Genomic DNA, 19772 nt, shown 5'->3' with positions numbered 1-19772 from the left:
ACCAACTGAGCTAATCGCCCACTTCAGGATGACTACAACTTACATCAATACAACGCTCATTATGAATGGTGGGCGATACCGGGCTCGAACCAGTGACCCCCTCCTTGTAAGGGAGATGCTCTACCAACTGAGCTAATCGCCCGTCGTGATGGAGGTGCATTATAGGGATCCCTGCGTTTGAGTCAACGATTTTTCGAAAGAAAATGATCGTTCGTTCTAATTTTAGTCACCCTGATCTAATTATAATCGCCCGCGCACAGATAGTAAGCAAAAACCGGGCATTTCGTGACACTCTTCAGATCAGTCACTGCAAAAACAGCCTGTTTTATCATGTATTTTTCGTATTCCGCCGCAGAAAAGGACTTTTTCGGCCTTCTTTTGTCCTTTTCATTGAGGAATTATGTCTCAGTGCTAAAATATCCTCAGCATACTTACTACTTCATCATCTACTACGTCTGACACAGACGTTATGAAAGGCATTCCAATGAGTAAAGTAAAAACCCGTTTTGCACCCAGCCCGACCGGCTACCTGCATGTGGGCGGTGCCCGTACCGCTCTTTATTCCTGGCTATACAGCCGCCACAACCATGGTGAGTTCGTCTTACGTATAGAAGATACTGATCTTGAGCGTTCAACTCAGGAAGCGATCGACGCCATTATGGACGGAATGAACTGGTTAAACCTGGACTGGGATGAAGGTCCGTATTATCAGACCAAACGTTTTGATCGCTACAATGAAGTGATCGACACTATGATCGAAAAAGGGACAGCATATCGCTGTTACTGTTCCAGAGAGCGCCTGGAAACTCTGCGTGAAAACCAGATGGCAAATAATGAAAAGCCGCGTTATGACGGCTGCTGCCGTGGTAACAACCATAATCACAGCGCAGATGAGCCACATGTGGTGCGCTTTGCGAACCCGCAGGAAGGTTCAGTTATTTTTGATGACAAAATCCGCGGGCCGATTGAATTCAGCAATCAGGAACTGGATGATTTAATCATTCGCCGTACTGATGGTTCACCTACCTACAATTTCTGTGTGGTTGTCGATGACCGCGACATGGAAATCACCCATGTCATCCGTGGTGAAGATCATATCAACAACACCCCGCGCCAAATCAATATCCTTAAAGCACTAGGCGCACCGGTTCCTGTTTACGCGCACGTCTCCATGATCAACGGTGACGACGGTAAAAAATTATCCAAACGCCACGGCGCTGTAGGTGTAATGCAGTATCGTGATGATGGCTATCTGCCGCACGCGCTGCTGAACTATCTGGTACGCCTGGGCTGGGCGCACGGTGACCAGGAAATTTTCAGTATCGAAGAGATGACTGAGTTATTTACCCTGGATGCCGTCAGTAAATCCGCCAGTGCCTTTAATACTGAAAAATTACAGTGGCTGAACCATCACTATATTAACAGCATGCCTGCCGAAGAAGTTGCCGTGTATCTGCAATGGCATATTGAACAAGCCGGGATTGATACCCGTAATGGTCCGCAACTGGCTGATTTGGTTCGTCTGCTCGGCGAGCGCTGCAAAACACTGAAAGAAATGGCAGAAACCTGCCGCTACTTCTATGAAGATTTTGACAGCTTTGATGCAGATGCCGCGAAAAAACACCTGCGCCCGGTTGCACGCCAACCTCTGGAACTGGTGAGAGCTAAACTGGCTGCGCTGACAACCTGGACACCTGAAGAGGTTCACAACGCTATTCAGACAACCGCTGATGAACTGGAAATCGGAATGGGTAAAGTCGGGATGCCGCTGCGCGTTGCTGTGACCGGTGCCGGTCAGTCTCCGGGCCTCGATGTCACTGTTCATGCTATCGGGCAGGCGCGTTCGCTCGCCCGTATTGATATGGCGCTGGCCTTTATTGCTGAGCGCGAAGCACAGTAATTACCTGCCCTGCCATCGATCTGCTATATAGATAGCGCCCTGCTTTTTGCAGGGCGTTTTCACAAGGATAATACTGCGTTTGTGTTATTTACCCTGATTGACGGCTTTTTCATCGGTTGTACACGATTTTCATATTAAGCCGTTGACAGCTCAGGGAACGTTGCCTATTATGCGCAGCGTCCGGTGAATTTTATCGGGGCTATAGCTCAGCTGGGAGAGCGCTTGCATGGCATGCAAGAGGTCAGGGGTTCGATCCCCCTTAGCTCCACCAAATTCAAACCCCGGTCTGTGACCGGGGTTTCGTTTTTACAGATAATCCATTTCGCAAGCTGTCCCGCTCATTTTCACTACGTTACTGTTCTCAGACTATTGTGCCGTGTATCCGCCATCAACCGGATAAAATCCTCCGGTACAGAAACGACTGTCGTCGGATAATAAGAATGCAACCATTTTGGCAACATCTTCCCGTGTTGCCATGCGTTTCATCGGGTGGCTTTCTGCCATCATTGTCTGAACATCCTGTGGTAATGCCAGAATATCCGGAGTCGCCACATAGCCCGGCCCGACCGCATTCACCCGCACGCCCTGCTCCGCATATTCCAGTGCCACCGCACGGGTCAGTCCCAGTACAGCATGCTTGGCCGCTGTATAAGGCGCGATACCGGCAATCCCCGTAATACCATTGCAAGCGGATAAATTAACCACGGCACCACCACCGTTTTTAACAATTGCCGGGATCCCGAATTTCATTCCCAGAAATGTCCCGGTTACATCCGTATTTATCACATCCTGCCAGGCCTCAAAATCGTAGTCTTCAATTTTGACACCATGAGGACCGGTCACACCTGCGTTGTTCACCAAGCCGTGTAATGCTCCAAATTTTTCCAGCACGGTAGTCACCATACGCTCACAATCGCTTAAATTACGTACATCTGCTGTGATCGGCAGCACGCTATCCCCCGTAGGATCCCACTCATTTATTGCCTTTTTGAGGTTATCGGAATTACGCCCGGTAATCGCAACTTTAGCGCCCCTGCTGAGTAATTCACGTGCTATTCCTTCACCAATACCGGTGCTTGCGCCGGTTATCAGGATAATCTTCTGTTTAAAATCATTCATATCGCTCCCTTTTAATTAACTTTAGTTAATTATCAGCATAATTAATTAACTTTCGTTAATCAACTTTCTTTTCCTATTTTTACCTTTCAGCTACACTAAAGGCGACAATAAAAGGGAGGTGTTATGTCATTCAAGGAATTGGAAAATACACTGTCATTGTTGCAGTGTACATTAGTCGCACAACGTACTATTTACTCACCGGAAAAGGTGACATGGGCACAGTACGATGTGATGGAAATGTTGCGCCTTCAGGGTGATCTGACGCCGTCAGATCTGAGTCAAAAACTGGGGATTTCACGCCAGAATGTCTCTAAATCACTGCGGGCACTGAAAAAGCACCTGTTTGTTTCTCAGTATCAGTCTGAAATGGATAAACGCGAGCTGGTTACCCAGCTGACACCTGAAGGTGAGGAATTTCTTTCACATGCGGCGATCGGACGAACCCGTAATGCGGAAAAAGTATTTGCAAGTCTTGATGAAGATGAGCAGCGTCAGTTTCGTATATTGAGCCAGAAGGTTATTGATGCACTGACACGTGATCAGTGAGACGGTCGTTTGAGCGGTTTTATCAGGCCACTTAAACCTTCAATTTTAATGGTGAGGGTAATTTGCATCAGCTGACCTAAACGTCCTTCGGGAAAACTGTCTTTACGCGCAAACCAAAGCAGATACTCTTCGGGCAGGTCGATTAAACAGCAACCTTTGTATTTACCAAAAGGCATAACAGTGTTCGCGATGGACACTAAATCTTCTTTATTCATCATCTCACCTGAGGTGGTTTAAACGGTCTTCCGCAGAAGACCGTTTTCTATTGAGCGTCAGTTCAGCATCGCGATAAATTCATTTTCATCTATCACGCGAACGCCCAGTTCTTCGGCTTTTGCCCGTTTGGAGCCCGCCGCTTCGCCGGCAATCACAAGGTCAGTTTTCTTCGATACACTGCCGGAGACTTTTGCCCCCAGCGCGGTCAGGCGGTCTTTTGCCTCATCACGGGTCAGTATCTGCAATGACCCGGTCAATACCACGACTTTCCCGGCAAACGGATTATCCAGCGCAGCTGCATCCACAGCAACAACCTCCGGCCAGTGAATACCGATATTTTGTGTCAGATCCGTAATGACATCCCGGTTATGGCTCTCCCGCAGAAAATTCACCACATGCTTTGCAACCACATCACCCACATCCGGCACCGTTTTCAGTGCATCGGTATCTGCGGCCTGTAATGCATCAAGCGTTTTAAAGTGCTCCGCCAGGTTTGCAGCGGTTGCTTCACCGACTTCACGTATCCCCAGGGCATAAAGAAAGCGGGCAAACGTGGTCTGCTTTGATGCCGCCAGCGCGTCAGTCAGTTTTTCCGCCGACTTTGGCCCCATTCTGTCCAGCCCTGTCAGTTTTCCCGGAGTCAGACGCCATAAATCTGCCGGCGTTTGTACATACTCAGCATCCACCAGCTGATCAATAATTTTATCCCCTAATCCGTCCACATCCATGGCACGGCGGGAGACAAAATGCTTGAGCGCTTCTTTGCGCTGTGCACCGCAAATCAGCCCGCCGGTACAACGTGCCACGGCTTCGCCTTCCACACGCTCAATATCAGACCCGCACACAGGACAATGCAGCGGAAAGACTATCTCACGGGCATCAGAGGGGCGCTCTGATTCAACCACACCCACAACCTGCGGGATAACATCACCGGCACGGCGGATAACCACCGTATCACCAATTTTAAGCCCCAGACGGCTGATTTCATCTGCGTTATGCAGTGAGGCATTGCTGACGATGACGCCCGCTACCAGAACCGGCTCAAGACGTGCCACGGGGGTAATTGCCCCTGTCCTGCCGACCTGGAATTCCACATCACGGACAATGGTCATCTGCTCTTGTGCCGGAAATTTAAACGCGGTTGCCCAGCGGGGAGCCCGGGACACAAAGCCCAGTATTTCCTGCTGCGCGACAGAATCCACTTTGATAACCACGCCGTCGATGTCAAAACCCAGCTGCGGACGGCTCTCTTCCACCTGATGATAAAAATCCAGTACCGCCTGACTGCCGGTACAGCGCTGAACCCGGTCACTGACCGGTAGTCCCCACGCTTTAAATTGTTGCAGGCGCTCATAATGGCTGCCGGGCAATACTGCGCCCTCAGTCACACCAACGCCGTAACAGAAAAAGGTCAGCGGACGTTTGGCAGTAATGCGCGGGTCAAGCTGGCGCAAAGAACCGGCTGCCGCATTGCGCGGATTGGCAAATATTTTTCCGCCGGTACGCCGGGCTTCGTCATTCATTGCCTCAAAGCCTTTTTGCGGCATAAACACTTCGCCACGGATCTCAATACGATCCGGGATATTATCTCCGCGCAATTTCAGCGGAATAGCGCGGATAGTCCGGACATTGGCCGTAATATTTTCACCGGTGGTGCCGTCACCCCGCGTTGCCGCCTGAAGCAGGCTACCGTTGACATACAGAAGACTGACAGCCAGACCATCCAGTTTCAGTTCACAGCAAAATGTCAGATCCTGTGTATCTTTCAGGCGATCGCGCACCCGGTTGTCAAACGCCAGGTAGCTCTCTTCATCGAACACATTATCGAGTGACAGCATAGGAATTTCATGGCGCACCTGCTCAAATGCACTCAGTGGTGCAGCACCGACGCGCTGTGTCGGAGAATCCGGGGTGATCAGCGCCGGATTTTCCGCTTCCATCGTTTTCAGGCGCTGCATCAGGCGGTCATATTCCGCATCCGGTACCTGCGGGTTATCCAGCACATGATAACAGTACTCGTGATGGCGCAGCGTGGCGCGCAGCTGTTCTATATCGTTTTCTGTATTGTTCTGGTTATTTTTTGGCATCATCGTTATCTGTCAGTCTGTTTTATACCGGATTATACCTGACTACCGCTAAAAAAAAACCCCCGGCAGGCGGGGGTTTGATAATGCGTTAAGTATATAATTAGTCAGGACTGAGGAGTACCGACAAGGACTTTGCGGATACGCGCTTTATACACCTCAATTTTCTGCGGTGTTAATATCTTACGTTCCTCATCAAGTACCACACCGCCCACATCTGCGGCGATACGCTGTCCGGCCTGCAACATCAGCTTAAAGTTCTGATTCGCATCGCCGTATGACGGTACCATCATAAACATCGCCACACCGGGCGTTTCAATGGCATCCATCTGCTCGGGCACAAAGGTTCCCGGATTCACCATATTTGCCAGACTGAACAGCACAGGTCCGCTGCCCGCAGGATCAACATGGCGGTGATAAATATTCATGGCACCGAAACGGAAACCCGCCTGTTCGACAGCAATACGCAGTGTCTCACCGGCGATAAGCTGTCCCTGATGCGCGGCAACAAACAGTGCCAGCACCAGTTCTTTTTCCGCGCCGCTGTTTTTAGCGGCAGGTTGTTCCTGCTCCTGCGGTGCAGACACTGGTGCGGGTTCGTTATCCTGCGGCGCATCCGGTTCTGCCGCAGTCACCTCCGCGCCGGTGGTCAGCACTTGCGGGACAGGCTCTGTATGAACTTCCTGCTCGATGGCATCAAATAAACCAATCTGTGGCTCAGATTCAGGGGATTTAACCGGACGGCGTTCAGCAACCGGCTTCGGCAAAACAGAAGGCACCACCGGCTCTGACGGCGGATACATATTACCCGCAGATAACAGAGGATCCTGTGAGTCGGTCTGCGCCGGCGTATTTTCCGGCAAAGCAGAATGACGGAGATCCCGTGCCTCTGAGTGTTCATCAGCGGCATCATCCTGCGGTTCGTGTTTTCGACGCTTCATGGGACGCGCGCGAAACAGGGATGAGCGCTCTTTGCGGCTCGTCCACAGTCCGTGAAGTAACAATGCGATGATTGCTACCGCACCCACAACGATTAATATCAGACGCAAATCTTGCATCAGTGCTATCTCTGTTGTTTAAATTAAAGGCCACCATGGCAAAATACTATCATTTGATTACCAGAGTATTTGTCAACGATGTTAAGTTCAAGTCCCTGCACGCATTTCTTGCAATATTTATTGCAATAATGAGCATTTAATTGCTCTTTTTGACTGATTTACATCCTGACATTTCGTCGGCGGTAAGACAAATTTTTTGTTTCATCTGCTAGTATAACGTTTTCCAATCATAGGAGTGAATAGGAAGTATGATAAATCCAGTCAGGTCGCTCAGCGGCTTCGCGTATGTCGCTCAAGGATGGCGGCTGATGATGCGTCCGGGTATCCGGGCCTTTGTTATTTTACCGCTGCTCGCCAATATTATTGTTATGGGCGGTGCGCTCTGGTGGTTATTCAGCCGGTTCGGCGGCTGGATCTCATGGCTGACGGCAAAAATTCCGGGCTGGTTACAGTGGCTGGACTACCTTATCTGGCCGGTTGCCGTTATATCCATTTTATTAGTATTTAGCTATTTTTTCAGTACGATAGCCAATATTATTGCCTCTCCGTTTAATGGCTGGCTGGCTGAAAAACTGGAAGCAGAGCTGACCGGACGCCCGGCACCGGATCAGGGCTATGCGGATTTGGTAAAAGATATTCCGCGTATTCTGAAACGGGAAATGGTCAAATTACTGTATTACATTCCCCGCGCCCTTGTTCTCCTGGTTCTGTTTTTCATTCCCGGCATCGGTCAGACTATTGCTCCGGTACTGTGGTTTATTTTTGGTGCCTGGATGATGTCAGTTCAGTACGGCGATTTCCCGTTCGATAACCATAAAGTCAGTTTTCCGGCGATGAAACAGACGCTGCGCCGCGATAACATGACCAACCTCCAGTTTGGTTCGCTGGTCAGCGTGCTGACGATGATCCCGTTTGTGAACCTGTTTATCATGCCGGCTGCCGTCTGCGGCGCAACTGCGCTGTGGGTGGATCGCTACCGCACACAGTTTGTCCGCGACTGATATCCCGTCATTTCCCCGCGCCGGGCGGTAATCATTCCGCCCTGCCGTGTTTTTCTGCCTTGTTATATACATCGATTATATATTCTATTTTGGTATAACCAATCCATATAGTTATAAGGTTAGATCGATTATGTATTTCCTTTCCCTATGCCAGAGGGTAATGTTGATTCATATTTAGTCCGATTATGAATCTACCCAAGTCATTCAGAATGCAGGCAGGCGATAAATTCAGTCAACAGCATCCTGAGGTATGACGGGTATAGTCCGATTATGAATAACTGTTTAAGGAAAACCGATGAGTAAGATATATGAAGATAATTCGTTAACCATTGGTCATACACCGCTGGTTCGCCTGAAGCATTTCGGCCACGGTAATATTCTGGCAAAAGTGGAATCCCGTAATCCGAGTTTCAGTGTGAAATGCCGGATCGGTGCCAATATGATCTGGGATGCGGAAAAGCGCGGGATCTTAAAGCCCGGCGTGGAACTGGTTGAACCGACCAGCGGTAACACCGGGATTGCACTGGCTTATGTTGCCGCCGCCCGCGGTTATAAACTGACTCTGACCATGCCCGATACCATGAGTATTGAGCGCCGCAAACTGCTGAAAGCTCTGGGTGCTGACCTGGTACTGACAGAAGGCGCAAAAGGCATGAAAGGTGCGATTGAAAAAGCCGATGAAATCAGCGCGCGCGATCCGTCCCGTTATATCGTTTTACAGCAGTTCAGTAACCCGGCAAATCCGGCTATCCATGAAAAAACCACGGGTCCTGAAATCTGGGAAGATACTGACGGTAATGTCGATGTGATTGTGGCAGGTGTAGGCACCGGCGGAACGATCACCGGTATTGCCCGCTACCTGAAAAACATCAAAGGCAAAAAAGACGTGACAATCGTCGCGGTTGAACCGGAAGACTCACCGGTTATCACCCAGGCGCTGGCCGGTGAAGAGATCAAACCGGGTCCGCACAAAATTCAGGGCATTGGCGCAGGTTTTATCCCGGGCAACCTGGATTTAAGCCTGATCGACCGTGTTGAACTGGTCAGTAACGAAGACGCCTTTGCCACTGCCCGCAAACTGATGGAGCGCGAAGGTATTCTCGCCGGTATCTCTTCCGGTGCGGCGGTAATTGCCGCTGAACGTCTGGCAAAAGAAGATAAATTTAAAGGCAAAAATATCGTAGTTATCCTGCCATCTTCCGGTGAACGTTATCTGAGTACCGCATTATTCGCTGATATTGCCGAAAAATAATCGACTGAACGGATTCAGTTCCCGTCCTGTCTGACACTGAAAGCACCCTCTCCGGGTGCTTTTTTTGTGCAACAGATCAAGTTTTGGCACTCTCCGGGGTGATTTTTGCGCGGTTGTTTAGTATTAAAAATATAATTATTTCACAGCCCAAAATAATGACACTGATAACGTATGTCGAATCTCCGGGTTGTGCTATTTTATCTGCTCCGGCTATGATTACTGTAATACACACAATATAACCGCCGGCAAAAATTACTAACGATGAGGTAACCCTATGTATCAGCAAGAAGTCACCATTACGGCACCTAACGGTCTGCACACACGCCCTGCAGCTCAGTTTGTCAAAGAAGCAAAAACATTCACTTCTGACATTACACTGACTTCCGGCGGCAAAAGCGCCAGCGCGAAAAGCCTGTTCAAGCTGCAAACATTAGGCCTGACTCAGGGCACCGTTGTGACTATCGCCGCAGAAGGCGAAGATGAGCAGAAAGCAGTGGAACACCTCGTCAAACTGATGGGTGAGCTGGAGTAATCCGCTAACCGTCCTCCCTGTCAGGATCCCTGAAGCTGTTTAACATGTTCAGGGATTACCCGTTTCCGGAGACGTGCACACCCGCAGTGCTGCGCGTCCCCCAGTAAGCTGAAGGTATTTATTATGGTTTCAGGAATCTCTGTTTCACCGGGAATCGCTTTTGGTAAAGCGTTATTACTCAAAGAAGAACCTATCATTATCAGCCAGAAATCGATTTCTGCTGAACAGATTGATGCTGAAATCCGGCGTTTTACCGACGGTCGCGATAAAGCGTCCGTGCAGCTGAATGCAATAAAAGAATTGGCAGAAAAAAAATCTCGGTGCTGACAAAGCAGATATTTTTGAAGGCCACATCATGCTGCTCGAAGACGAAGAATTGGAAAATGAAATCGTCGATATCATCAAAAGCAAAAAAACAGCGGATTACGCTGCTAATCATGTGATTGAAGAGCAGGCGATAGCCCTTGAAGGTCTGGATGATGAGTACCTGAAAGAGCGCGCCGCAGATGTCCGTGACATCGGCAAACGCCTGCTGAAAAATATTCTCGGTATGCCTATCGTTGACCTGAGCGCCATTTCTGAGCCGGTGATTTTAGTCTCCAAAGATCTGACGCCGTCAGAAACCGCACAGCTCAATCTGAAAAATGTACTGGGCTTTATTACCGATATCGGCGGACGTACATCTCATACGTCAATCATGGCGCGTTCCCTGGAAATTCCGGCAATTGTCGGCACCGTGAATGCCACCGAAAGTATTAAAAGCGGCGATTATCTGATCCTGGATGCCGTCAATAACCAGATTTATCTTCAGCCGTCTGACGATGACATCGAGCGTATGAAAGAAGTGCGCGATGATTATCTGGCAGAAAAAGCTGAGCTGGCAAAACTCAAAGATCTCCCTGCTATCACTCTGGACGGTCATCAGGTCGAAGTGTGTGCGAATATCGGTACTGTGCGCGATATGCCGGGTGCTGAGCGCAACGGCGCAGAAGGCGTCGGTTTGTACCGTACCGAGTTCCTGTTTATGGACCGGGATTCCCTGCCGACAGAAGAAGAACAGTTCCGCGCCTATAAAGAGGTCGCACAGGCGATGCCGGATGAAGCTATTATTGTCCGCACCATGGACATCGGCGGTGATAAAGACCTGCCGTATATGAATCTGCCGAAAGAGGAAAACCCGTTCCTCGGCTGGCGTGCAATCCGCATCTGTTTTGATCGCCGTGAAATTCTCGATACTCAGTTGCGTGCGATTTTACGTGCCTCTGTTTTCGGAAAGTTGCGCATCATGTTCCCGATGGTCATATCCGTCGAAGAAGTCCGCGAACTCAATAAAATCGTGGCAGAAATGAAACAGCAATTACGTGACGAGCAGAAACCTTTTGATGAAACTATCGAAGTTGGTATCATGGTCGAAACCCCGGCGGCGGCAGTGAATGCACGTCACATTGCAAAAGAAGTCGATTTTTTCAGTATTGGAACCAACGACCTGACGCAGTATACTCTGGCAGTGGATCGCGGAAATGAACTGATTTCGCACCTCTACAACCCGATGTCTCCTGCGGTGCTGAACCTTATCAAACAAGTCATTGATGCTTCCCATGCGGAAGGAAAATGGACTGGTATGTGCGGTGAGCTGGCGGGTGATGAGCGTGCAACATTATTGTTGCTGGGCATGGGTTTAGATGAATTTAGTATGAGTCCGATAGCGATTCCGCGTATCAAAAAGCTGATCCGTAATACCCATTACGAAGATGCGAAAACGCTGGCGGAACTGGCATTGACTCAGCCTACGGCCACAGAACTGATGGCGTTGGTGGATACATTCACCAAAGAAAAAAACGCTGTGCTGAACATCAGATTTGAAAACCGGGTTCTCAGAATCCGGTTTTTAAGAACATTGCACTAAGCCAAATTCACGCCCGGTCCCGTATCAACACTTAGGAGAGTATTCATGGGTCTGTTTGACAAACTGAAATCATTGGTTTCAGACGATAAAAAAGATAGCGGCACGATTGAGATCGTAGCGCCGCTTTCCGGTGAAATTGTGAATATCGAAGATGTGCCTGACGTTGTTTTTGCTGAAAAAATTGTTGGTGATGGTATTGCCATCAAACCTTCGGGTAACAAGATTGTCGCCCCTGTTGACGGTACTATCGGCAAGATTTTTGAAACCAACCACGCGTTCTCTATTGAGTCGGACAGCGGGATTGAGCTGTTTGTTCACTTTGGTATCGACACAGTTGAACTCAAAGGTGAAGGCTTCAAACGTATTGCGGAAGAAGGCCAGCGCGTACAGAAAGGTGATTTAGTGCTTGAATTTGACCTGGCACTGCTGGAAGAAAAAGCCAAATCCACTCTGACACCGGTGGTTATTTCCAATATGGATGAAATAAAAGAGATGGTCAAAATGACCGGCTCTGTCACTGTCGGTGAGACGGTGATTATTAAAATCAAAAAATAAGCCGATTCTGATCTGCGTCTGAATCCGGTAAAAGAGCGGCTTTCTGAGGAAAGCCGTTTTTTTATGCACAATCCCTGTTTTCCTGTGCCCGCCTTACCATTCCCCGTATTTTCTCACCCGCCGTTAACGGTTCGTTTTCCTTTGATTGATTAATATAGTTGTATAGTTATATGCCCGTTAAAGGATAACCCGGAAAAGTATTTCTCAGCTCCGTGAAATGCGCTAACATGATCTCCCGTGGCGGTCCCCGAATCACGCAGATAATGCTCTGCCTGAAACGACCTTATCAATCATCATAAACCGGTTGATACAGCGGGTTGTTCTAATTTTCGTTCGTCACAAAATGGTAATGCTATGGAATTTAACTCAGTTCAGACACAGCAGATAAAACAAAATATGCGCCTGTTTACCGAGCGCCTCTGGCCGAATGGTCATATCCCTGATGAATTTGATGTTCAGTACCGCACCGATGACAACAATGTACTGATTTATCAGAAACAACTCGTTTGCCCGTGCGGTTCCCCGCAAATCATTGAAAAACAAATTGCCCGGCTGACATGGTCAGAGTCTGATGACACCTGGCAGCTTTTTTATGTGGAAAATAACAAATGGCAGGTCTGGCCGGACAGTGTCGCCGGCTCACTGACGGCTCAGCTGAAACTGATCCTGGATGATAAATCCGACCGTTTTATTTTTAATTAATTACCACATCACACAATTAAGCTCCCTTAAGGGGTTTAATTGTGAAGTATGATCGTTTTCACGTATAGTGCATCAAACACCGGCTATTATTGCTTTTAGTATAGTTTAGTCAGCTGGTTTGATTCAGTTACCAGTCAGATTAGCCTGCTTTCAGATTGAGGGGGATGTATGTACAAAACGATTATTGTACCAATCGATATTTCAGAAACCGGACTTACCCGTGAAGTCATTCCGACGATTCAGACATTAGCCAAATTTGAAAACGCAAAAATTCACTTTATCAGTGTCATTCCGTCGTTCTCCCATTTTGCCTCTTTTGGTATCGCTTACGCGGCAACACTGCCGGAAAAAGATGAAATCTTAGACAGTGCAAAAGAGCAACTGGCGAAAATGATCAGTGATTTCGGACTGCCACCGGAGCAGGTTGAGCTGCATGTGGTCTCCGGTTCACCAAAAGATCAGATCCTGAAACTGGCTGATACTCTGGAAAGCGACCTGATTGTCATCAGCTCACGCCGCCCGGACATGTCGACTTATCTGCTCGGCTCCAATGCTGCGGCGGTTGTGCGTTACGCACACACCTCAGTCCTGGTTGTCCGCTGATCACCGGCAATGCCTGACTCAACGCCCGTTTTTACGGGCGTTTGTTTTATATACTCAACGTCATTCAGGCTCCTGTCCCTCATACCAGTCACGGATTGCCATCAGAATCTGAGTGGTTTGTCGCTGCCCTTCTTCATCCTTAAAGTAATGATCCAGATTATCAAAAGTCTTAAACGTCACCTGCGGATCCACGACTTCTTTCTGCATCTGTTTAAATGACGGAACATTCACATTAGTATCATTCAGCGTCTGAATAACCAAAACAGGTTTTTTCTGATCGTTTAATACCTGCTGCGTATCCACCGCCAAAAATTCACGCCACCAGCGAACACCATGCTGACTGACCAGTAAATCGCCCGGAACCTCATTTTTCTTCACCGCATCCGTAAATTCAACAAAGCCGACAATATCGCTCTCAGCCAAAGGTTTCGGGCCACGCCGAAAACTGTACGTGACATCATCAAGGAAATAGCGCCCGCCCCCGTTCACCGCAACCACGGCGCTGACAACCGGGGAAGCCAATCCCACATGTTCAGCCACTGTGGCGCCTTCACTGCCGCCCAACACCACCACTGAATCATAATCCCCTTTCAGCCGGTTCAGGACTGCGGTGTAATCGCTGACACGCACGGAAAGCGTATCATTAAACATGGTTTCCACCGGACAATCTTCCCGCTCACCATCACTGTTATCATACGCCAGCGCATCTGTAATGCCGTATTTCTCCACCAGCAAAATGTCATGATCCGCAAAGGCACCGCCGAAGGTATCAATCATAAAGCGGTTGTTTTTCGCACTGTTACAATCAGAGCCCTGCATCAGCACTAATAATCTTCGTGTTGGTTCTGCCTGCTGATGCAAAATATAATAGTGTGCGTCGCTGCCGTCCCGGCGCGCCAGTGAACCGGATTGAACAGCCCCGGGCACAATCTCTGCCCATCCTGCCGCTGACATAAACACACAGCCCGATAACAGAAAACAGAATGGTGATTTCATGGTGTATTTACCCTTTGATATAAAAACAATACTCAAACAGTGTCCGGAAGCCATGCTTTTTATATAATTCCAGGCCTTCAGAAGAGGCTTCCAGATAGCAATCACTTACTCCCCGTGTACGGCATAATGTCAGTGCATGATTCAATAACAATGACGCGAACCCTTTTCCCTGAAAAGCAGGGATGGTCCCCAGATCGTCAATCCGCGCCGCATTATTCAGAATGGAGAGTGTCATACAACTCACCGGCTCATTGTGATACATCAGCACAAAGTGGTGCAGTTCGGTGCCTTTTTCCATAGCGCGCTGATGATAACTGATGTAATCACTGATAATACTGAAATCAGGCATATCATCTGCGCCATCATCTGTCGGAAATGCGGCTTCCAGCGGAGTAGCCCAGAGAGTGAGCTGATGATTGACTTCCCGGACGTCACATCCCTGCGGCAGTACGGATAAAGGCTGCCATTGTGTAATATTCAGGTGCATCGCGCTGGTTTCACCATCTGCCTCGTAACCACCTGCCACAATCTGCGGATGCAGATAGTCAGCCGCGGTTTTTTCCGTAACCAGACAGTGTGGCTTGCTGCCATTATCAAACACAGCCTGCGCCTGCATTAAATCCGTTTTCCCCGCACCGGCCTGTAAATAAATATAGTTAAACACCGGGACCGGCAGCGGCGTCAGATAGCACTGCGCATACTCGCTGATATCAGTACAGGACTGCGCGATATTGCGCCAGAAATGGCGTTCAGTCGCCAGATAACCTTGTAAACTCATTTTTCTCCGCTCCCGGTAAAACAGGTATTTGATTAATACAGTTTATAACATGACTAATCACATACCTTATCTCTATGTTAAGTGATACACCGCGCCTTTACCGCCGGTGTCTGACCAGAAGATAATGTGCCGCTATCCCGCCGAGTAACCCCCAGAATGCAGAGCTTATCCCCAGTAATGTTATCCCGGATGCCGTCAGTAAAAAGCAGATAACCGCGGCATCCCGTCCGTTTTCATCAGCCAGTGACTGATGCAGACTGTTCATCAGGGTTGTCAGCAGCGCAAGCCCCGCCAGCACATGGATAAGCACCGCCGGAAAGCCGTTAAATAACATAAAAATAGCGCCGCCGAAAATACCGGCCAGCAGATAAAATACCCCTGCCCAGACGGATGCAATATAGCGTTTAGCCGGATCCGGATGAACATCCGGGGCCATACAGACGGCAGCGGTGATCGCGGCGATGCAGATACTGAATCCGCCCCATGGCGCGAGGAGCAAGGCTGCCAGAGATGACCAGGTAAGTAATACTGAGGTATGCGGCGGATAGCCGTTCGCCTGTAAAATCGCAATACCCGGTGCGTTCTGTGACGCCAGTGAGACAATAAAAAACGGGATCCCGACACTGATAATAGATGTCAGGGTGAATTCCGGCATCACAAATGACGGTAGCGTAAATATGGCACCGCTCTGAACAAAATGCAGTTCACCACGCAACGCGGCAACCGCGATCCCCGTTATCAGTGTCGCGATAATGGCATACAGCGGAAACCGGCGGCGGGTCAGAACATAGGCGGCAAGCATCGCGGCACAGAGAATAAAATTAACCTCAAGCGCATCAAAGGCATTCAACCCGAAACGCAGCAGGATCCCCGCCAGCATCGCGGAGGCAATAGTGCGGGGAATATGCGCCATCAGCCGTGCAAAAATACCGGTGATACCACAAAGAAACATCAGACCGGAGGCAAAAATAAACACGCCAACCGCTTCATTTATAGTCACACCGGACAAACTGGTTACCAGCAGAGCTATCCCGGGCGTTGACCACGCGGTCAGAACCGGCATTTTGTACCACAGCGACAACCCGATAGTTGTCACCCCCATACCGATACCCAGCATCATCAGCCAACTGCCGGTTTGCGCGGCATCCAGCCCTGCCACATTCAGTGCCTGTAAAATAATAGCCACGGAACTGGCATAGCCGATCAGCACCGCAACCAGCCCTGTCATCATCATTGCTGGTGAAAAGGCACGAAAAAATGTTAACTTACTCATAGGAACACACCATCGGATGTTATAGCAGACGGTAAGAGCGTATCACCGGATGCTATAACGGACAATGTATTTCAGCAGGAATAAATCTATTTTATGCAGGATATCACACCGACCATTGCCGGAACCTTTAAACAACTGCGCGCTGAGCGCGGGCTGAGCCTCAGTCAGGCGGCGCTGCTGACCGGGGTCAGCAAAGCCATGCTCGGACAGATAGAGCGCGGGCAATCCAGCCCGACTGTCGCGACGCTCTGGAAAATTGCTACCGGGTTTAATATCGCATTTTCTGTTTTTCTTGAAGGCGCACAACCACAGCCGGAGCCGGAACTGCATCGCTTTGCGCAGTTGCCGGTATTCGAACAGACCCGTTCCGGGATGCGTGTAACCCCGCTTGTTCCGTTTGATGATGAATTGCGGGTCGATTTATTAAAAATTGATTTACTGCCCGGCGCACTCAGTGAATCCAGTGCTCATGAAAAAGGCGTCATTGAGCATGTAATTGTGATGGACGGTGTATTGCAGTTACGACTGGGTGATGAGTGGCATGCTGTCAGCGCAGGGGAGTCATTACGCTTTCATGCCGATATTCCCCACGCTTATGCCAATCCGGGAGAGAGTATTGTGACACTGCATAATTTAATTCATTATCCGCGCCCGGATGCTGAATAAACGAAAAAGCGGGATATATAAATATACCCCGCCTGACTTATTGGTTCGTACTTACTTTATACCCTTATTTATTCAAACTGCAGGTTCGTTGGCTGCAACTTAAATGATGTTGGGTATATAATTTAATAAAATTACTGTTCAGCCTGATACCTTATATAGCGGATTAGATATCAAAAAAAAACAACAATATCATGGTACTGAACAGAATAACATGCCACTCAGAATACACTCTTCTGTTATTTATGGCGGTTTATTTATTGTTTAATCTGCGATCAAGCATAACAACGCTATCCTGCTGATTTTTATGGTGCTGTTAATTTTGGTGTTGTTAATTTTTGTGTTATTAATACAGGTGTTGCTAATACTATTATTATAACTGCTTCTGGTGTTGTTAATACTGGTGTTACTAATACTATTATTATAACTGCTTCTGGTGTTGCTGATACTGGTGTCGTTAATATTGTCATTGCATACTTAATGTATGCTTTTATGTCTTATTTATTGTTATAGCTATTACCAAACTGCGGGATGATTATCGTATATTAATATTGAACCGTTCTGAAACGAAATGACAGATTACGAAAAAGTTATAAAAAAAAAACCATCTATCCGGGACCGGAAGACGGTTTTTAATAAAACTAATTGTTTTATTTCATGAAGTTATCACACGCATACTGTAGCGTATTAATAAATTTTGCTACATGAAACCCGTCACAGGCGGCATGATGAACTTGTACTGAAAGCGGTAACAATATTCTGTTACCCTCCTGATAAAACTTTGCCATTGTAAAAATTGGCGAAAAATAATCAGTAAAATCAGCTATATTTAAATTAAATCCATCAAATTCAATCCATGGCAATGATGATATATTCAGATGGTTTTCCGGCAGATTACCCTGCGGAAACATATGTATATTATCCTGATGCTCTGCCATAACCCTGGTATAATCCGACATAAAACAGGCTATATCCGCTGAGTAACGGCTCCATAATGTAGAGAATGTTTCTGTCTTTTGATGAAACACCGTAAACACCGGGTCAACACTCTCCCAACAGATCAATTCATTCTCTTTTATCGCGAGACGAAATGCCGGCAGCTGATTAACCACCCGGGTTATCAGATAAATCATCACCGGATAAAACTGATACGGTGTTTCAGCCAGCGATGCCCGTAATGCGGTAATATCCAGTTTTTTCGTCAGACTAAATCCACACAGGACACGGTGGCGGTAAAATTCAAAATGCTCTTTGCGATCCCATGTATTAAGATCTACCTTGGTGTAGTTCATGTTATTTCCTTCTGATTAATTGTATAAAAATTAATAATCAGAAGGAGCTCTCGTTGTCTGAATGGAAAACATCCCGCCCTCCGTAAACCTGTTCCGGTGCCACAAACGGATCCCCCCCGGCAACCGGTATATACCCAACGTCATTCAAGATGCAGGAAGGCGGCAAGAGAGGATAGACGGGGAGCATACACAAGTATGTGACCCGGCTGGCCGAATGCGGCCAACGAACCTGCGGTTTGAATGAATAAGGGTATATCTATTTATTCAAGAATGGCAACAATGCCGCCATAAGCTGTTCCGGGCACTCTTCAGTAACAAAATGACCGCACTCACTGAGCATCACACCCTGTAAATTTACTGCCCTGCCCTGTAAAGTCTGTTGCGGTGCATCACGGGTGGCGTGATCTGCACCGATTGCCAGAACCGGCATTGTCAGTTTTTTCTCTGCCCGCCGTTTATTCTGACTGATAGTTTGCGGGATAGCGCGGTAATAGGCAAATCCTGCCCGCAATCCGCCCGGTGAAGAGTAAGCATCTATATAGGTTTGTGCCGCAACCCGGTCGCGACGGTAAGACCAGTGATCAAAAATAAAATTCAGATACTCCTGCTCTTTTCCGGCAGTCAGCATTTCAGGTAAATCCTGCACCTGATTAAACATAAAGTGCCAGAGAAAAATATTCTCTTCCGGCTCAACAAAAATGGACGGCGCCGGTGCCAGACCAGGTATAACCGCTTCCGTTAATACTATTTTTTTGATATCCGCAGGATAATCAGCAGCCAGTGCGTAGCCAACCCACATACCGATATCATGACCGACAACGGCGTATTTAGTGTGGCCCAGTTGCTTCATCATAGTATGTAACGTGGTTGCCACCGCTCCCGTATCATAACCACTGTCCGGACGGGCGGAATAACCGGTTCCCGGCGGATCAACTGCTATCGCCATATACCCTTCCGCAGCCAGAGCGGACATCACATAGCGCCACGCATACCAGGTTTGCGGCCAGCCCGGAATAAGTAAAACCGGTTCGCCTTTGCCTGCCGTCACATAATGGATCCGCTGACCTGCAACATCAGCATAATGATGCTGAAAATCGGCCTCATTAAACTGAGCAGATACTGCGCCGGATGCCACGTCCGGATTTTTCACACTTTCCGCTGATGCGGTGCCGGACAATACTAACGTCATGGCTGTCGCCAGTAAGATCTGACTTAATAATGTATTCATAGTTGTCCTATATAAGGAATAAAACCCAATTATTTGTCAATCGACAATGAATAGATTAAAGCGATCCG

General features: G+C 48.2%; 19 protein-coding genes, 2 tRNA genes and 1 pseudogene. 11 read left to right on the top strand and 11 right to left on the bottom strand.

Annotated elements, in window-relative coordinates; all coding sequences use genetic code 11:
• Positions 1–66 precede the first annotated feature (66 nt).
• Positions 67–142 (bottom strand) — tRNA-Val (locus AYY17_RS20900).
• A 342-nt stretch (positions 143–484) separates the two neighbouring features.
• Here AYY17_RS20900 and gltX point away from each other — a divergent pair.
• Both gltX and AYY17_RS20890 read left to right on the top strand, forming a co-directional pair.
• A complete protein-coding gene (gene gltX, locus AYY17_RS20895) occupies positions 485–1900 on the top strand; it encodes a glutamate--tRNA ligase (protein WP_067427184.1) in 1416 nt (471 codons plus the stop codon).
• A 195-nt stretch (positions 1901–2095) separates the two neighbouring features.
• Positions 2096–2171: transfer RNA gene (locus tag AYY17_RS20890), tRNA-Ala, on the top strand.
• A gap of 95 nt (positions 2172–2266) precedes the next feature.
• Here the strand turns inward: AYY17_RS20890 and AYY17_RS20885 are convergent.
• Positions 2267–3019 carry an SDR family NAD(P)-dependent oxidoreductase gene (locus tag AYY17_RS20885; RefSeq protein ID WP_067427182.1) on the bottom strand — a complete coding sequence of 251 codons (753 nt, stop codon included), beginning with the start codon at positions 3017–3019 and terminating at the stop codon, positions 2267–2269.
• 123 nt (positions 3020–3142) lie between these two features.
• Between AYY17_RS20885 and AYY17_RS20880 the strand changes: the two genes are divergently transcribed.
• Positions 3143–3565 carry a MarR family winged helix-turn-helix transcriptional regulator gene (locus AYY17_RS20880; protein ID WP_067360871.1) on the top strand — a complete coding sequence of 141 codons (423 nt, stop codon included), beginning with the start codon at positions 3143–3145 and terminating at the stop codon, positions 3563–3565.
• Here AYY17_RS20880 and AYY17_RS20875 read toward each other — a convergent pair.
• The 3 genes from AYY17_RS20875 to zipA all read right to left on the bottom strand — a co-directional run bounded on the left by AYY17_RS20875 (position 3559) and on the right by zipA (position 6926).
• On the bottom strand, positions 3559–3780 hold the full coding sequence (locus AYY17_RS20875; RefSeq protein WP_067404946.1) for a DUF3820 family protein: 222 nt from the start codon (positions 3778–3780) through the stop codon (positions 3559–3561). The two genes, AYY17_RS20880 and AYY17_RS20875, sit on opposite strands and share 7 nt — an antisense overlap.
• Positions 3781–3837: 57 nt before the next feature.
• Positions 3838–5871, bottom strand: coding sequence for an NAD-dependent DNA ligase LigA (gene ligA / locus AYY17_RS20870; protein ID WP_202906444.1), 2034 nt, complete (start codon positions 5869–5871; stop codon positions 3838–3840).
• A gap of 101 nt (positions 5872–5972) precedes the next feature.
• Positions 5973–6926, bottom strand: a complete 954-nt coding sequence (zipA, locus tag AYY17_RS20865; protein WP_202906445.1) for a cell division protein ZipA — start codon at positions 6924–6926, stop codon at positions 5973–5975.
• Between the two features lie 245 nt (positions 6927–7171).
• Between zipA and cysZ the strand changes: the two genes are divergently transcribed.
• The 7 genes and pseudogenes from cysZ (at position 7172) to uspF (ending at position 13474) form a co-directional block, all read left to right on the top strand.
• Entirely contained in the window at positions 7172–7924 is a 753-nt protein-coding gene (gene cysZ, locus AYY17_RS20860; RefSeq protein ID WP_067427179.1) for a sulfate transporter CysZ, read from the top strand.
• A 295-nt stretch (positions 7925–8219) separates the two neighbouring features.
• A complete protein-coding gene (gene cysK, locus AYY17_RS20855) occupies positions 8220–9176 on the top strand; it encodes a cysteine synthase A (protein WP_067404940.1) in 957 nt (318 codons plus the stop codon).
• Positions 9177–9450: 274 nt separating this feature from the next.
• The gene (ptsH, locus tag AYY17_RS20850) at positions 9451–9708 is read left to right on the top strand and encodes a phosphocarrier protein Hpr (RefSeq protein ID WP_067360856.1); all 258 of its coding nucleotides are present in this window, start codon (positions 9451–9453) and stop codon (positions 9706–9708) included.
• 123 nt (positions 9709–9831) lie between these two features.
• A pseudogene (ptsI, locus tag AYY17_RS20845) lies at positions 9832–11614 on the top strand (phosphoenolpyruvate-protein phosphotransferase PtsI).
• A 45-nt stretch (positions 11615–11659) separates the two neighbouring features.
• Positions 11660–12169: a PTS glucose transporter subunit IIA gene (gene crr, locus AYY17_RS20840; protein WP_067404936.1), complete on the top strand. Its 510-nt coding sequence runs from the start codon at positions 11660–11662 to the stop codon at positions 12167–12169.
• Positions 12170–12523: 354 nt separating this feature from the next.
• Positions 12524–12871 (top strand): DUF3024 domain-containing protein, encoded by a 348-nt coding sequence (locus tag AYY17_RS20835; protein WP_067427175.1) that lies wholly within the window; start codon positions 12524–12526, stop codon positions 12869–12871.
• 168 nt (positions 12872–13039) lie between these two features.
• Positions 13040–13474 (top strand): universal stress protein UspF, encoded by a 435-nt coding sequence (uspF, locus tag AYY17_RS20830; RefSeq protein ID WP_067404930.1) that lies wholly within the window; start codon positions 13040–13042, stop codon positions 13472–13474.
• Between the two features lie 60 nt (positions 13475–13534).
• Here uspF and AYY17_RS20825 read toward each other — a convergent pair whose 3' ends face one another.
• The 3 genes from AYY17_RS20825 to AYY17_RS20815 form a co-directional block, all read right to left on the bottom strand.
• Positions 13535–14470: a hypothetical protein gene (locus AYY17_RS20825; RefSeq protein ID WP_067427172.1), complete on the bottom strand. Its 936-nt coding sequence runs from the start codon at positions 14468–14470 to the stop codon at positions 13535–13537.
• Between the two features lie 7 nt (positions 14471–14477).
• A complete protein-coding gene (locus AYY17_RS20820) occupies positions 14478–15248 on the bottom strand; it encodes a GNAT family N-acetyltransferase (RefSeq protein ID WP_067427169.1) in 771 nt (256 codons plus the stop codon).
• A 97-nt stretch (positions 15249–15345) separates the two neighbouring features.
• Positions 15346–16521: a benzoate/H(+) symporter BenE family transporter gene (locus AYY17_RS20815; protein ID WP_202906443.1), complete on the bottom strand. Its 1176-nt coding sequence runs from the start codon at positions 16519–16521 to the stop codon at positions 15346–15348.
• A gap of 93 nt (positions 16522–16614) precedes the next feature.
• Between AYY17_RS20815 and AYY17_RS20810 the strand changes: the two genes are divergently transcribed.
• The gene (locus AYY17_RS20810; RefSeq protein WP_067427166.1) at positions 16615–17187 is read left to right on the top strand and encodes a helix-turn-helix domain-containing protein; all 573 of its coding nucleotides are present in this window, start codon (positions 16615–16617) and stop codon (positions 17185–17187) included.
• A gap of 302 nt (positions 17188–17489) precedes the next feature.
• Here AYY17_RS20810 and AYY17_RS21680 read toward each other — a convergent pair whose 3' ends face one another.
• The 3 genes from AYY17_RS21680 to AYY17_RS20800 all read right to left on the bottom strand — a co-directional run bounded on the left by AYY17_RS21680 (position 17490) and on the right by AYY17_RS20800 (position 19704).
• Positions 17490–17654 carry a hypothetical protein gene (locus AYY17_RS21680; protein WP_156656752.1) on the bottom strand — a complete coding sequence of 55 codons (165 nt, stop codon included), beginning with the start codon at positions 17652–17654 and terminating at the stop codon, positions 17490–17492.
• 180 nt (positions 17655–17834) lie between these two features.
• The gene (catA, locus tag AYY17_RS20805) at positions 17835–18476 is read right to left on the bottom strand and encodes a type A chloramphenicol O-acetyltransferase (protein WP_067427164.1); all 642 of its coding nucleotides are present in this window, start codon (positions 18474–18476) and stop codon (positions 17835–17837) included.
• A 256-nt stretch (positions 18477–18732) separates the two neighbouring features.
• Positions 18733–19704 carry an alpha/beta fold hydrolase gene (locus tag AYY17_RS20800; RefSeq protein ID WP_067427161.1) on the bottom strand — a complete coding sequence of 324 codons (972 nt, stop codon included), beginning with the start codon at positions 19702–19704 and terminating at the stop codon, positions 18733–18735.
• Between the last annotated feature and the right edge of the window lie 68 nt (positions 19705–19772).

The organism is Morganella psychrotolerans, assembly GCF_001676055.1.
Lineage (GTDB): Bacteria > Pseudomonadota > Gammaproteobacteria > Enterobacterales > Enterobacteriaceae > Morganella > Morganella psychrotolerans_B.
The sequence above is the reverse complement of the archived record's forward strand: the minus strand, read 5'-3'. Positions and strand labels throughout refer to the sequence as shown.